Here is a 13,009-nt window from a genome sequence, read left to right as displayed (position 1 = left end):
AGTATTTCCTATCTTTACAGGCAATTACTTTCTTGTAGATTTTTTTGTATACAGGTTTGACCTGGGGCTTCTCAAAATTAGCCCCCATAAGTAGGGACACCGGCCTACCTACTGCCAGAGCAGTTGCAGAGATCCTAGGGAAAAGGACACCGCGTAAGCAACCAGGAGGATAGCCAGGGCGGTGACGGTAAAAACTAGGTCACCGGGGGTAAAACGGTCCGGGCGCGCCCAGGTACGCCTCCGACACCCAAAGCCTCGCGCTTCCATGGTGATAGCAAGGCGACCGCCCCGGCGAAGAGCCTGAACCAGCAGAGCAAATGTCTGCCCAGCGCTGGCTTTGACGCTCTGCAGCAGACCGGTTGTGCTTGAGCTGCCGGTGACGCCTCTGGCTCGGCGGGTCATGGAAAGGGTGTTCCATTCGGCAAGCATGATGCCCACAAGTCGCAGGGCGGCCAGGGCGGCCAGCACAAAACGAGAAGGCAGACGCCAGGTCTGCGCAAGGGAGTCCCCCCAGTCCGTGGGATCAACCGTAGTGAAGAACATCAGCGAGGGTAGGGCAAGTGCCAGGGAGCGCAAGACCATAGCCACGCCAACCTCAACCGAGTGGGTGGTGAGGTAGTTGAAGCCTAGATCAAGAACCACTTCTCCATTTTTCTCGGCCAAGAGGGCGGTAGCCCAACCACCGACCAGCGAAGCGATCAGAATCGGCCAGAACCGGATGAGCAGAGCAAAAGGGTTGAAGCGAGCAACCAGCAGACCGAGGATTTCTAGACCTAGCAGCAGAGAAGCGGTGAGCGGATCAATGACAAGAATGATGAGCACGCTACAGACCAGCGCTACCCCAAACTTTACGCCGGCGTTGCGCCTGCCCAACCAAGAGTCCTGCAGCGCTGACCGCTCAAAGGGATTAGTGCTCATACGTCAGCTCTCCTTGCCCCAGATGAAGGGTTCTGCCGCCCAGTGCAGCGATGAAGTCGCGGTCATGGGTCACCGAAATAATAGCGGTGCCGGAGCTCATTTGTTCGTTCATCAGAACGACCAGTTCAGCCCAGGTGCCTGCATCCTGGCCAAAGGTGGGTTCATCAAGAATCAGCAAGCGAGGGGCTGTGGCAAGAGCCGTTGCCACGGACAGCCTGCGTTTTTCTCCGCCCGAGAGAGTAAAGGGGTTAGCGTCAGCTACATCTTCTAAACGCAGGCGGGTCAGCAAATCGCTCACCAGGGCGTCCAGCTCGGTCTCATCAAGAGGCAATCGGTTCAGTTTTGCCACCTGTCGAGGGCCGTATTCCAGTTCAGCACGCACGCTACCGGTGAGGAACTGGTGCTCTGGTTCTTGAAAAACATAACCTATGCGGGTAATAAGTTGCTGGGGTTCCCAGCGAGCAGGGTCCCAACCAGGTTCCTGTTTCTCCTGCAAGGTGCTAGCCCTCAGCGCACCGGCGGCTGCCACCACCCCATCGGCCGGGTAAAGCAAGCCAGCGAGGGTCAGTGCCAGGGTTGATTTCCCGCTGCCATTGGCACCTGTAATTGCCAGGTGCTCACCGGCACAGATGCTGACCGACGGCACCTGCCCCACCGCAGGCAAAGCCAGGGGGTAGGGGGCCGGCGGGCTGTCTTTAAGCGCTCGTGCTCGGCGGCGAATATCGCGTTTACGAGGCAAGAGGCGGGTAGTGACAAGGTCTTCACCGGTCAGCAGTTGCTCACCGGGGGCAGACGCCGGCTGAGGGAGATGAGGGGTAAAGCCAGGAACCCACACCCCAGCATCAATGAGTTCCTCGCGTGCCTCACGGAACACCTGATCGGGTGTGCCATCATGGGTGATCCCCTCAGCGCCCAAAACGATGACCCGGTCCATGTAGTCAGCCCAAACACCTACCCTGTGCTCGATCACCACCAGGGTTGAACCGGTAGCCACCTGAGCTGCCAAAACGGCGTCCCTCACTTCAAGCACACCTGCAGGGTCGAGATTAGCGGTGGGCTCATCGAGCAGGAGGGCTCCGGGTTGCATTGCAAGAATACCCGCTAACCCCAGGCGCTGTTTCTGGCCGCCCGAAAGCTGGTCAGTGGGGTGATCCAGCGGCAGGTGGTCAAGACCAACCGCCGCTAGAGCGGCGTCCACCCGCTGCCAAATTTCCTCCCGTGCAACACCCAGGTTTTCCGGGCCAAAGGCAACATCATCGCCCACCCGTGCTAGCACGATGGAGCTTTCTGGATCTTGCTGCATCAGCCCAGCCGGCACCTGCTCGGCCAGGGCATTGGCACCCCCCACTGTCAGCGAACCGCTGGCAGATTGCCCGTCTGCATCATGAGCCACCCCAGCCATAGCGTGTAAGAGGGTGGTTTTACCGGCACCGGAGTGCCCCAACAATAAGACCTTCTGCCCCGCCGGGATCTCAAAGGTCAAGCGGCTGAAGGCAGGCTGGTCACGGCCCGCATAGTGCCACCCAAAGCCCTCTGCCACAATGGCAGCTCCCTGCTGGTGCTCCGATGGAAGACTAGGCATTATCGAACAGAAGGTGCGCGCCGTGAGCGCCCCGAAGCCAGGGAATCCAGCACCCCGGTTGCCCCCAGTGCCCTAGCAAGCAGCCACATCAAAAGACCAGCAATCACCAGACCAGAGAGGGTGCCGCTAGCTACATAGATCACCTGGTTAACCATGGTGAACTGGCCGGCGTAGTAAATAATGACTTCGTTCAGCCCCATAGCAAAGCCGGACGCCGCGCCCGCCAACAACATCACCGGCAGGTTCCAGGCACGGTAAAGAAAGATAGCAAAGATGAGCTCAGCGGCCACACCCTGAATCAAACCAGAAATAAGAATAGGTAGCCCAAAAGAGCCTGGCCCAATAAAAACAGAGATGAGGGCAGCCAGGAGCTCACAGTAGAGTGCCGCACCGGGCTTACGGATGAGGTAAGCTCCCAAGGTGCCCGCAATCAGCCAGCCACCACCAATAAGCGGCATCAGCTGCGGCGCTGTTGCCGCCAACAAAGTCTGAGCTACGGGGTAAACCCCCAGATTCCACAGCGCAAAAACCAAAGCGCAGGCAACGGCGATCACTGAAGCAATCACAATCTCGTTAACCCGCCATGCGGTAGAACGTTTTTCAGCCATAAAAATAACCTTCCTATAAGTGTAGGAAGGGGGGACCCAGGCACCGGGTGGCGTCTGTCTCCGAGAACTCGACTCCCTATCGCCGGTACTAACCGGATCAGGTTCGAGGGTCTGCGCCTAGCGCACTCTCAGCGCCGATGGTGGCGCTCCCCTGTCGGTACCCGCAGCTATGCGGGCAGTTCAAGTGTAGAACTCCCCCAGTATAACCACTTGAGCCCGCCAACAAAAGCTATCGGGGAGTAACCGAATTACCTAAGTTTTTCCAGCTAACGGTGATTGGGGGTGCCCTGACCCGCTAGCAGACCCTCTCGCCCGGTTCGCTAGCGCTCACAAGGCGATTCACGCCAGCCCCGACCAGCTAGCGGGGCAGGGCACCCCAATCACCCAATACAAGACCGAACAACATAGCATCGCAATTAGCTCACCACCACTCTTCTACTGATTCTCGCCCAATAGGCGGCAAAGAGCACAGGCTACTGATAGTCTTGGTTCAGAACGGCGTTTAGCCCCAATTTCTCTGACTGAAAGGTCTGAACCATGAACCCTCTCATCAAGATTGCTGGCACTGCAGCTTCACTCGGTGGCGTTGCCCTGGCCAACAAGATTCTCAGCGCAAGCTGGACCAAAATCACCGGTAACCAGCCCCCCGAGAATAACCCCGATGAAGACGAGCGCTGGCGCGACATCATCCTCTGGTCACTGATTACCGGTCTGGTAGGCACCGTTATTAAGGTTGCTGTAACCCGCGCCCAGTACCAACTTGAAGCTAAGTCCGGTGACAAGAACACCGATCAGGCTGAGATCTAAAAGATTTTAGAAAAACGGCAGACCCTCAAAGGGTCTGCCGTTTTTTGTGCCCTTTTCAATTTTTATCCTGGCGAGAGCAGGAATGTGGCGCCTGTGTGCACCAGCAACAACTAGCATGTGTCTATGACCTCACCTGTTTTTACCGCTGATAGATCCCCTGCCTTAGCACCGGCGTCCAAAAAAACGATTGTTGCTTGGACCCTGTGGGACGTTGGTAATGCCAGCTTCAACGCCATCATGACCACTTTCGTGTTCGCGGTTTATCTGACCAGCTCTAGCTTTGGAGAAGGCGGGCACCCTGCCGCGGTTCTTTCAGTAGGTCTGACTATCGCAGGTGTATTGATCGCCCTGCTCGCCCCCATCTCGGGCCAGCGGGCGGACTCCGCGGGAAAACGAGGTCTATGGCTGGGCGTCAATAGCGTGTTGTTGGCGGTCATTATGGCCTTCTGTTTCTTTGTGGCGCCCTCCCCTGACTACCTCATCTTGGGTGTTGTTCTGCTGTCTTTGGGTAACCTGGTCAACGAATTTGCGGTGGTTAATTACAACGCGCTGCTACCTGCTATCTCAACCAAACAGACCATCGGCAAGATTAGCGGCACAGGCTGGGCTGCAGGCTACTTCGGTGGCATTCTTGCCCTGTGCCTTGTGCTGGTTGGCTTCATGTCTCCCGGAATTTTGGGTATTCCTGAGGATAACGCCTATAATCTGCGCGCTATCGCTGTGTTCTCAGCTATCTGGGCTATTGCCTTCTCTCTGCCCCTCATGCTGGCAGTGCGCAAAATCCCTACCGCCCCCCGCAGCGTAGAGCCTAAGAAGAGCATCATCGACTCCTATAAGGATCTCTTCGCCACCATCCGTCGCCTCTACCGCGAAGCCCCCACCACCCTCTACTTCCTGCTTTCCTCAGCAGTCTTCCGTGACGGCCTCAACGGTATCTTTACCTTTGGCGGTATCCTGGCTGCTAGCGCTTTTGGTTTCAGCACCAACCAGGTCATTGTCTTTGCTATCTTTGGCAATATTGTTGCCGGCGTAGGCGCTATGCTCGGCGGGCGTATGGATGACCGGTTTGGCCCCAAACGAGTTATCGTTTTCTCACTAGTTGCCCTCATCGCAGCGGCCCTGCCCCTACTCTTCTTCCCCAGCAGCACCATGTTCTGGATCTGCGGGCTCACCCTTTGCGCTTTCGTGGGCCCAGCGCAGTCCGCCGCACGCTCTTACCTGGGCAGGCTGGTCGAGAAGGGCAACGAGGGCGAGCTCTACGGCCTTTATTCCACAACCGGCAGGGCCGCAAGCTTCCTCTCACCCGCTCTCTTCGGTCTCTTTGTCACCTGGTTCGGTGCCGAACTTTGGGGCATTGTGGGTATCGTAATCGTGCTTTTTATAGGTTTGCTCCTTCTACTGCCCATCAAGGATCCGCAGGTAGCAAATGCCCAGGAGTTAACGCGCTAGAGCGGAGACACGGGTACAGGTAAAAGGAGCCCTGCCTGCTCTAATTGCAGCAGGGATTCCTCAAAACCGCGCTCAGGAATCGGCCCGTAGAGCTCCTGTAGACGCGCGTGGATCTCTTCTTTGGGTAGCGGCTGACTCAGCATCTCCCAGCAATCCCAGGCATAAATGGATACCTCTGATAAAGCATTACCCTGAGCTACCAGGTAGCGATCTTGACTGGCGAGACCAGTAGAACCTTGCGAGCGCTGGTAAAGATTTGGGGTATCACTGTTTACAAGGAAGTCAGCTGCTGGGAGGTAGGTAAAACCGGCTTCTGATTCTGGCAGTTGGTCTTCATCCTGCTGCAAAAGACTCATGATGAGCGGCAGGGCATCGCTGATTTCTGAGTAGGTCAGTTCAACGGCCCCGCCGGTCTCTACCAGCAGGCCGGCCAGCGCCTCTAGCCCTCGTTCGGTTATCATGAGGCCCGATGACTGCTCTGAGATGGTTAGGAGGGCATCCGCTAAGGGTAGGGGTTCAATTGAGGGAGCAACCTTCTGGTCCTTCACCCGGTTCAGAACCACTATTCGGTTGAGGTGAAAAGAATAATCACCCGCTGCTCCCACCCGGAGCCCCAGGTCAGCGGGGTTGTACTGCACCTTAGGGTGCTGAGCTTCCTCAATGATAGAAAGGGGCTTGGGGTAGGGGCAAATTGACCGATCGGGCATCACCACGGCAGTTTCATCGGTTAGATAAGTGAAGTGCCGGCCCAAAAAACGGGCCGCGGTAGTTTTCCCGGTACCGGACGGCGCCACGAGAGCTATTGCACGGTGGCTAGAGGCATCCCCCAACACCGCGGCGTGCAGCAGGTGAGCGCTACCGGCATACTCCTGCAGCAAGTGCATGGTGACATCAACGGTGAGACGCTCAGCGGCATTAGCCGGGTCAGATGAGTTAACCACGGTTAAGTCTGCGATATCCCCCCACTGCTGAGTTATCTCATCAGCAGGGCGGTTGCTGAGCACGGTCACCCGCTCGCAGCCAGAAATTCGAGTGCTGGCGTCCTCAATGACCTCGGGGGCTAGTGCAGCCCAAGCTCGCTGGGCATCGGCCCAGAGCTGGGGGTTGTCATCTTCAAAAGCAAGAAGTATGGGCACCCCGGCAGGGCGAACCAGTAGACCGCGCATCAGTTCTCGGTGTTGCCAGTAGGAATGGTGGTGCGGTGAAAGTTAAGGTAGCTGCGCGACGCGGTAGGGCCACGCTGGCCCTGATAGCGGTTGCCGTAAGCCCCCGAGCCGTAGGGGTGTTCTGTCTCGCTGGTCAGTTTAAAGAAGCAGAGCTGGCCCACCTTCGAACCGGGCCACAGCATAATGGGCAGGGTTGCCATATTGGACAGTTCAAGGGTTACGTGCCCTGAAAAACCGGGGTCAATGAAACCAGCGGTTGAGTGAGTAAGCAAGCCCAGACGTCCGAGGGAGGACTTACCCTCAAGCCGGGCTGCCACATCGGCGGGCAGGGTTACCTTCTCGTAGGTGGCACCCAGCACGAATTCACCGGGGTGCAGAATAAAGGGCTCGTCGGGGGCAACCTCTACCAGCCGGGTCAGGTCTTCCTGCGGCTGAGAGGGGTCGATGAAGGGGTACTTGTGGTTATCGAACAGGCGGAAGAAGCGGTCAATGCGCACGTCCACGCTGGCGGGCTGAATCATTGACTCATCAAACGGCTCTAAAGCGATACGCCCGGTTTCGATTTCTTTGCGGATGTCCTGATCAGAAAATAACACCCTCCCAAAATATCGCATTTTGCCGTCACATTTTGACGCACACCCCGAGCATGGCTAGAGTATTCCTGTAGCTCCGCTTTGTGCGGACGCCACGCGCGGCTGTAGCTCAATGGTAGAGCGCACGCTTCCCAAGCCTGATACGCGGGTTCGATTCCCGTCAGCCGCTCCATTCTTAAACCTGCTGGTCACCGCTGGCAGGTTTTCTTTTTACCCTAATCCTGGCGGTCAAACGCAGCGACAGTAAACTGTAGACATAGTTGCACCCCCTCCACTCGCAGAAAGCCTTGTCGCAAACATCATGACCCCCCTCGTCTTATGCACACTCATCATTATCGTGACGCTGGCTGTTAGCGGTATTGCTAAAGCCAAAGAGCCCACCAGCACCGTTACAGCCATCGTTAATCTCAAATTGGATCAGTGGCTACCGGTAAAGCCCATTGCAAAAATCTTGCCGTGGGCAGAGCTTGCCGTGGCAGCTGCCCTACTCTTCGTGCCCGGTATTGGGCAGACTCTGGCAGCGGTTGCCGCTGTAGTGCTCTTTACCGCCTACTGGGCTGCTATCGCCCGCGCGGTAGTACAGGGCAATACCGCCACCTGTAACTGCTTTGGCAGTGCCTCAACTGCGCCGGTTTCTATGTTTACCCTGATTCGTAATACCGCGCTGCTTATGGCGTCTTTTGGAGCCCTCATTGGCGCCATCGCCACTCGTGGGTCGGCTCTCACCATGCTGCTGGCTACCGACGCGGATGGGTGGCTCTGGTTGATTGGGGCGGGGCTGGCTGCTCTGGTGCTATGGTCCATTTACCGTTCCGAGCAGACAGCTCCGGTAGCTGTGCAACCAGTAACTGAGCAACCGGCAGAAGCCCATCAGCTGGCCACCGACGAACCTGAGGACTATCTGCGCACCCCCACCCCCTACGCTTCTCTGCGCTACCCTGCGCAAAAGGGTGAAAAAGCTAACGAGGGCACTGAGGTAAACCTGCGGTATCTCTCATCTACTCAGGCACGCCTGCTTATTTTTGTGTCCCCTACCTGCGGCAGTTGCCTCCCCGTTATTGAGCAACTAGCAGATTGGCAGCAGCGTCTGCCAATGCTGGGGGTACACCCGGTGGTCAATAATGAAAGTTACCTCCAGCAAATGGATCTACCGGCTGATATACAGCCCTTTATTGACCCTGAGGCAAGGACAGCTAGGCTCTTTGGCGGAGCTACCCCCTCTGCGGTTGCGTTGGGGGTCGATGAATTATTGGCGGGTGGCCCTGTTTATGGCAGTGACGATGTCACCCGCTTTGTTGAAGACATCATCGACGAAATGCACCAGTCAAGCGCTGAGGCAGAAGATGCTGAACTAGCACAAGAAGAAGCTATCAAAGAAACGAGTGGTCAAGAGTGAGCCGCGAAAAGTCAGCCTGGCAGATGACCAAGGAGCAGAACCCGGCTCACGCCCAGTGGTATATCCAGCGTTTTAGATCGATGGAAGAACAGGGCAAGGATATTTGGGGTGAGGCCCGCACGATTGACGCGATGGCACCGCGCAACGCCAGGATTTTGGATGCGGGGTGCGGTATGGGGCGTTTGGGGGCGCGTCTACACGAGAACGGTCACCGGGTGACCGGTGTGGACCTTGACCCAGAACTCATCGAAGAGGCACGGCGGGTCTGCCCCGAGGCTCGCTGGGTAGTCTCAGATTTGGCAGATTTGCGCGAGTCCCTGGGCTATGCCAAGGAAACCCAGCTGGGCGAGGAAGGCTTTGACGTGGTCTTCTCAGCCGGCAACGTGATGACTTTCTTGGCGCCCTCTACCCGCCGCGAGGTGCTGGAGGAGCTGGCAGCAGTGCTGGCCCCTGCTGGCCGGGCGGTTATTGGTTTTGGTGCGGGACGCGGCTATGAGTTCACTGACTTCTTTGAGGACGCCGCGGCGTCCGGTCTGAAGCTAGATAACGCTTTCTCTACCTGGGAGCTGCACCCCTTCAACGAAACCTCTACCTTCTTGGTGGCAATTCTCAGCAAGGCTTAGAGAATATGCAACTGCTGTAGCGTTTCATCCGGCAGGAGGGCTGCTACGGCGAGCGCCAGGAGGAAGATACCTGCAACCGCGCCGACGGTGGCGGATTTCCAGCCGGGGTGCAACTCATTGAAAGTGACGAGCCCCGGCCACTGTTTATTCATTTGGGTGACATTGATGCTGGGGTAGACAGTGGTTTGTGGAGCGAGGGTGGAGGCGATGGCGCGCAGGGTTTTGGCGTCCCAAATGCGACCGTCAAGACGGAAGACTCGCTTCTTTTTGGTGTTAACTGCCCAGAGAGCCGGTACGCCCTTATAGCGCATGGCAGCAACACCGGTGAGCTCTTTACCGGCAGCTTGCTTGGGGGTAAGGCGTTCTGCGATAACGGTGTGGTCGATGTCTGCAAGCGGTACAGCGTGCCAGCCGAAAAGGCGCCCGCGCAGGATGTGGGTTTGGGTTCGTACCACGATGTGGGGTTTGAGCATGGAGTAGAGCGTAATAATTGCCCCAACCGCTATGAGCACCAGGAGCGCGGTAACCAGCGGTGTGGGACGTTTTGCCAGCATGAACCAGAGGCAGGCCAGAGCTAGCACTGTGCTGGGGAGGACAGCGATGATGCGGCGATGGTAGGAGCCGATGCGGGGGTGGTAGATGTTGGTAGCCTGCCCGTACTTGGCGGGGACTTCGTGTGCGTTTTCTGCCATGGCTCTACTCTAGCGGCTTGTCATGGCGTGGAGGTCGCGATAGCGGGTGAGCTACATTTAAGGGGTGCGTTTTACTTCTACTGTTGACCGAGTTCTTGCTATGTGGCTGGTGGGTGTGCTCACCGCTGTATTAATTGCTCTAGCGTCTTTAGCGCTTATTAATAGGCTGGTATATGGCCCGGGGGGTCAGGTACGCGCCTATTTTGCTGCGGTGCGTGAGGGCGATGGCTCTAAGGCACTGGGTATTTTGGGGGCACAGTTGCCCGATGGGGATGCCTCTATGCTAGACGGCGCTGCTTTGCGTGCATCGCTGGAGGGTATCCATCAGGTAGAGACCACCGAAACCGTCATCAAGGACGGCGGTGAACGAGCCACAGTTACGGTTTCTTACCAAGTAAACGATCAACGGCACAGCAGCGAATTTACCCTCCATAAGGTCGGTTCTCACTGGGGTGTTTTTGACCAGTGGGCTATTGACCAGGGCACGCTACCCACGGTGCATGTGGACGCTAAGGCGCTGTCAGCTGCCACACTGAATGGTCAGAAGGTAGCGGTTAAGGGTGGATCACAGGACTTTGCCGTGACCTTTCCGGGGGTCTATCAGGTAACCTACGAGTCAGCTCTCTATTCCTCGGTATCAGATAGCACTCTGATCACATCCCCCGGTGAGACCCCCGGCCTCACCTTGGATTTGGAGCCGTCCCCTACCGCGGTGGCTTCGGTACGCCAGCAGGTAAAAACCTATGTTGATACCTGTGCGGCCCAGAATTCTCTCTACCCCACCGGTTGCCCTTTTGAATATCCCTTTAATGGGCGCGTCGCTGGTGATCTAACCTGGCTCATCACGGAGTACCCCGAGCCAGAGATTAATCTAGCTAACGGTGCCTGGTCTTTGAGTGACAGCGAGGGCAAGGCAGAAATTTCTTTTACTGCTCTTGACCTCTATACCGGTAAAAAGGAAGAGGTGACTCAAGAGATCACTTTTGAGGTAGCGGGAGCACTGGCCACCGCCGATGAGACGGTGACCTTCACCCCGGCGTCCTAGTTCACCCCGCGTAGGTCAAGCACCAGTTCCTGTTCCCCGCTTTCGGTGATGATGACGGGCAGACCCCAGTCCTGCTGGTAAAGGTGGCAGGCCGCATGGTCGGGGATTTCCCCACCTGGTTCGCCGTCACAGGCAGCAGCGCGAGCGGTAATGTGAAGCACTGCGCTGGTGACTTCTGGGTTGAGTTCCAGCTGGCGAGTTAGCCCCTGGGCAGTTCCAGCACCCGAGAGGATGAAGTTCTCGGGGGTCGATGAGATTTTTAGCTGGGTTGGGTCTCCCCAACGGGTGTCTAGCTTTTGCCCCTTGGGAGCCGCAAAGCGGGCGGTAAAGGTAAGGCTGCCGCCGGCAAGTTCGGTGGCCTTTCGCGTGACTTGGCTAGCTCCCTCGTCCACATGCTGCATAGCATCAGGAATAGAGACGCGCACCAGCTGGTGGGCATTGGCTTCAACCACAATGAGCCGGGCGCGCCCGTCCTCTGTCGTTTCAACCAGCAGATCACTGGGTTCGGCCAGGCCGCGTGCGAGGGTGCCCAGTGCCCCGGTGGAGGGGTCGAAACGGCGGATAGCACCGTTGTAGGTATCTGCGATAGCGATAGAACCATCGGGCAGCTCGGTTAGCCCTAGGCAGTGCTGCATGCGAGCTTCTTGGCGGTTACCATCCACAAAGCCGAAGTCGAAGAGGCCAATGCCCACAGCGGTTTCTACACGGGCTTCCCCGGCTTCAAAGACGATGCGGCGCAGGGCGCTGGTCTCAGAGTCGGCAACCCAGATGGAGCCGTCTTTTGCTTCAATAAGCCCAGAGGACTGAGCGAACCAGGAGTCAGCCACCGCGCCGTCTTTCAGGCCCTCAGCACCGGTACCGGCGAAAACCGCCAGCTGTCCGGTGACAGGGTCAAAGCTAAAGATCTGATGGGTACCTGCCATAGCAATCAAAAAGGAAGCCGCCTCGCGGGAGTAGACCAGATCCCAGGGGGACGAGAGGGCCACGGTTAGCGGGTCAGCGCCGAGCGCAATGTGGTTGGGGTCGGTGCGGGCGGTTTCACCGTCAATGAGGCGTTGTACCCCACTGCCAGCCAGGGTGGTGACCTGCCCGGTCGCCAGGTTTAGCCCGCGCAGGCGGTGATTGACGGAGTCTGCGACGAGAACATCGACCCCCAGCGTCTCACGCATATCTGCGGGCACCAGAGCAATACCTTGGGGCTCGTTGAAGCGGGCCTGCTCGGCAGAGCCGTCAAGGTAGCCCTTTTCTGGCCCGCCAAAGGTCGCTAGGGCGGTTTCAACGTCAGCTTCTACCTGCACCAGGCGATGGCGGGCTGTATCGGTGACCAGGTAGGTGGTCTTACCGTCGGCAAAGTCAGCTGGTAGTTCCAGTGCCTTACCGGGGAAAGCAAAAGTGCCCGCAGGCTTAGGGCGGGGCACGTAGGGGCCGTCCCCACGATGCAGAGTGCCTTTAGCCTCGTGCTCCTCTACCAGTTCACGCACCAGTGAGGTCAGACCCTGCACATGGCCTTCACCGGAGAGGTGAGCAACAATGTAGCCTTCTGGGTCAAGGACGACCAGGGTGGGCCAGGCTCTGGCGGTGTAGGCGTTCCAGGTTTCGAGGTTGGGGTCATCGAGCACCGGGTGAGTGATGTCGTAGCGATCCACAGCAGCTTCTAGGGCCACAGGGTCAGCTTCGTGTTCAAACTTGGGTGAATGGACGCCCACAGTCACCAGAACATCCGAAAATTCTTCTTCCAGCGGGCGCAACTCATCAAGCACATGCAGGCAGTTCATGCAGCAGAAGGTCCAAAAGTCGAGGATGACGATTTTTCCGCGCAGGGACTCAAGCGATAGCTCTTTACCGCCGGTGTTCAACCAGCCCCTACCAACCAGTTCGGACGCGCGCACTTTGGTCTGGCGTGCGGCTGCATGATCTGCCATGATGTTTACCTTTCGTGGGCGCACCTGTGGCACGCTAGTCTACGTTTCTTCTCAGCCTAACAAGCCACCGTTGCCCGGTCATTTGTTGCAGTTTTTGGCGCCTTTCGGTTCATAAACCTCAACTGTGCGTAATAGAGACGTAACAGTTAGGATTAGGTCAGTTCAGTCAAGTTGGCTTACCAAAGGTGCAGCAGCAATGTGCTCTTGC

Annotated in this window: 12 protein-coding genes, 1 tRNA gene and 1 riboswitch; of the genes, 6 read left to right on the top strand and 7 right to left on the bottom strand. The window is 57.5% G+C overall.

The features are described from left to right. Nucleotides 1-108: 108 nt before the first annotated feature. The 3 genes from L6990_RS11055 to L6990_RS11045 are packed head-to-tail and all read right to left on the bottom strand — an operon-like array spanning nt 109 to nt 3,108. On the bottom strand, nt 109-918 hold the full coding sequence (locus L6990_RS11055) for an energy-coupling factor transporter transmembrane component T family protein (protein WP_237204224.1): 810 nt from the start codon (nt 916-918) through the stop codon (nt 109-111). Beyond that, nucleotides 908-2,500, bottom strand: a complete 1,593-nt coding sequence (locus tag L6990_RS11050; protein ID WP_237204222.1) for an ABC transporter ATP-binding protein — start codon at nt 2,498-2,500, stop codon at nt 908-910. Before L6990_RS11050 ends, L6990_RS11055 begins: the two co-directional genes overlap by 11 nt. Beyond that, a complete protein-coding gene (locus L6990_RS11045; protein WP_237204213.1) occupies nt 2,500-3,108 on the bottom strand; it encodes an ECF transporter S component in 609 nt (202 codons plus the stop codon). Before L6990_RS11045 ends, L6990_RS11050 begins: the two co-directional genes overlap by 1 nt. Nucleotides 3,109-3,164: 56 nt before the next feature. Then, a riboswitch (TPP riboswitch) is annotated at nt 3,165-3,271 on the bottom strand. A gap of 374 nt (nt 3,272-3,645) precedes the next feature. Between L6990_RS11045 and L6990_RS11040 the strand changes: the two genes are divergently transcribed. Continuing rightward, the gene (locus tag L6990_RS11040; RefSeq protein WP_237204211.1) at nt 3,646-3,915 is read left to right on the top strand and encodes a DUF4235 domain-containing protein; all 270 of its coding nucleotides are present in this window, start codon (nt 3,646-3,648) and stop codon (nt 3,913-3,915) included. A gap of 123 nt (nt 3,916-4,038) precedes the next feature. Further along, complete coding sequence (locus L6990_RS11035) at nt 4,039-5,364, top strand: MFS transporter (RefSeq protein WP_237204209.1); 1,326 nt, start codon at nt 4,039-4,041, stop codon at nt 5,362-5,364. Here L6990_RS11035 and L6990_RS11030 read toward each other — a convergent pair. Both L6990_RS11030 and dcd read right to left on the bottom strand, forming a co-directional pair. After that, nucleotides 5,361-6,530 (bottom strand): hypothetical protein, encoded by a 1,170-nt coding sequence (locus tag L6990_RS11030; protein ID WP_237204207.1) that lies wholly within the window; start codon nt 6,528-6,530, stop codon nt 5,361-5,363. The two genes, L6990_RS11035 and L6990_RS11030, sit on opposite strands and share 4 nt — an antisense overlap. Beyond that, a complete protein-coding gene (gene dcd, locus L6990_RS11025) occupies nt 6,530-7,126 on the bottom strand; it encodes a dCTP deaminase (protein WP_237204206.1) in 597 nt (198 codons plus the stop codon). The genes L6990_RS11030 and dcd overlap by 1 nt, the downstream gene beginning before the upstream one ends. Nucleotides 7,127-7,221: 95 nt before the next feature. On the opposite strand from dcd, the gene L6990_RS11020 reads away from it, so the two are divergent. The 3 genes from L6990_RS11020 to L6990_RS11010 all read left to right on the top strand — a co-directional run bounded on the left by L6990_RS11020 (nt 7,222) and on the right by L6990_RS11010 (nt 9,142). Then, nucleotides 7,222-7,295: transfer RNA gene (locus tag L6990_RS11020), tRNA-Gly, on the top strand. 129 nt (nt 7,296-7,424) lie between these two features. After that, entirely contained in the window at nt 7,425-8,519 is a 1,095-nt protein-coding gene (locus L6990_RS11015) for a MauE/DoxX family redox-associated membrane protein (RefSeq protein ID WP_237204204.1), read from the top strand. Continuing rightward, nucleotides 8,516-9,142: a class I SAM-dependent methyltransferase gene (locus L6990_RS11010; protein WP_440480504.1), complete on the top strand. Its 627-nt coding sequence runs from the start codon at nt 8,516-8,518 to the stop codon at nt 9,140-9,142. Before L6990_RS11015 ends, L6990_RS11010 begins: the two co-directional genes overlap by 4 nt. Here the strand turns inward: L6990_RS11010 and L6990_RS11005 are convergent. Beyond that, the gene (locus L6990_RS11005) at nt 9,139-9,834 is read right to left on the bottom strand and encodes a hypothetical protein (RefSeq protein WP_237204203.1); all 696 of its coding nucleotides are present in this window, start codon (nt 9,832-9,834) and stop codon (nt 9,139-9,141) included. The two genes, L6990_RS11010 and L6990_RS11005, sit on opposite strands and share 4 nt — an antisense overlap. Nucleotides 9,835-9,898: 64 nt before the next feature. Between L6990_RS11005 and L6990_RS11000 the strand changes: the two genes are divergently transcribed. Further along, nucleotides 9,899-10,879 (top strand): hypothetical protein, encoded by a 981-nt coding sequence (locus tag L6990_RS11000; RefSeq protein WP_237204201.1) that lies wholly within the window; start codon nt 9,899-9,901, stop codon nt 10,877-10,879. Here the strand turns inward: L6990_RS11000 and L6990_RS10995 are convergent. Beyond that, a complete protein-coding gene (locus tag L6990_RS10995; protein WP_237204199.1) occupies nt 10,876-12,801 on the bottom strand; it encodes an NHL domain-containing thioredoxin family protein in 1,926 nt (641 codons plus the stop codon). The genes L6990_RS11000 and L6990_RS10995 overlap by 4 nt on opposite strands. Nucleotides 12,802-13,009: the final 208 nt, after the last annotated feature.

The organism is Rothia endophytica (assembly GCF_928381505.1).
Lineage (GTDB): Bacteria > Actinomycetota > Actinomycetes > Actinomycetales > Micrococcaceae > Rothia > Rothia endophytica_A.
Note: the sequence above shows the minus strand (reverse complement) of the source record. Positions and strands in the feature narration are given on the sequence as shown.

What these genes read in the sequence shown, in the direction of transcription:
- L6990_RS11055 (WP_237204224.1), bottom strand. Translation starts at nt 918, where the DNA reads ATGAGCACTAATCCCTTTGAGCGGTCAGCGCTGCAGGACTCTTGGTTG.
- L6990_RS11050 (WP_237204222.1), bottom strand. Translation starts at nt 2,500, where the DNA reads ATGCCTAGTCTTCCATCGGAGCACCAGCAGGGAGCTGCCATTGTGGCA.
- L6990_RS11045 (WP_237204213.1), bottom strand. Translation starts at nt 3,108, where the DNA reads ATGGCTGAAAAACGTTCTACCGCATGGCGGGTTAACGAGATTGTGATT.
- L6990_RS11040 (WP_237204211.1), top strand. Translation starts at nt 3,646, where the DNA reads ATGAACCCTCTCATCAAGATTGCTGGCACTGCAGCTTCACTCGGTGGC.
- L6990_RS11035 (WP_237204209.1), top strand. Translation starts at nt 4,039, where the DNA reads ATGACCTCACCTGTTTTTACCGCTGATAGATCCCCTGCCTTAGCACCG.
- L6990_RS11030 (WP_237204207.1), bottom strand. Translation starts at nt 6,530, where the DNA reads ATGCGCGGTCTACTGGTTCGCCCTGCCGGGGTGCCCATACTTCTTGCT.
- L6990_RS11015 (WP_237204204.1), top strand. Translation starts at nt 7,425, where the DNA reads ATGACCCCCCTCGTCTTATGCACACTCATCATTATCGTGACGCTGGCT.
- L6990_RS11005 (WP_237204203.1), bottom strand. Translation starts at nt 9,834, where the DNA reads ATGGCAGAAAACGCACACGAAGTCCCCGCCAAGTACGGGCAGGCTACC.
- L6990_RS10995 (WP_237204199.1), bottom strand. Translation starts at nt 12,801, where the DNA reads ATGGCAGATCATGCAGCCGCACGCCAGACCAAAGTGCGCGCGTCCGAA.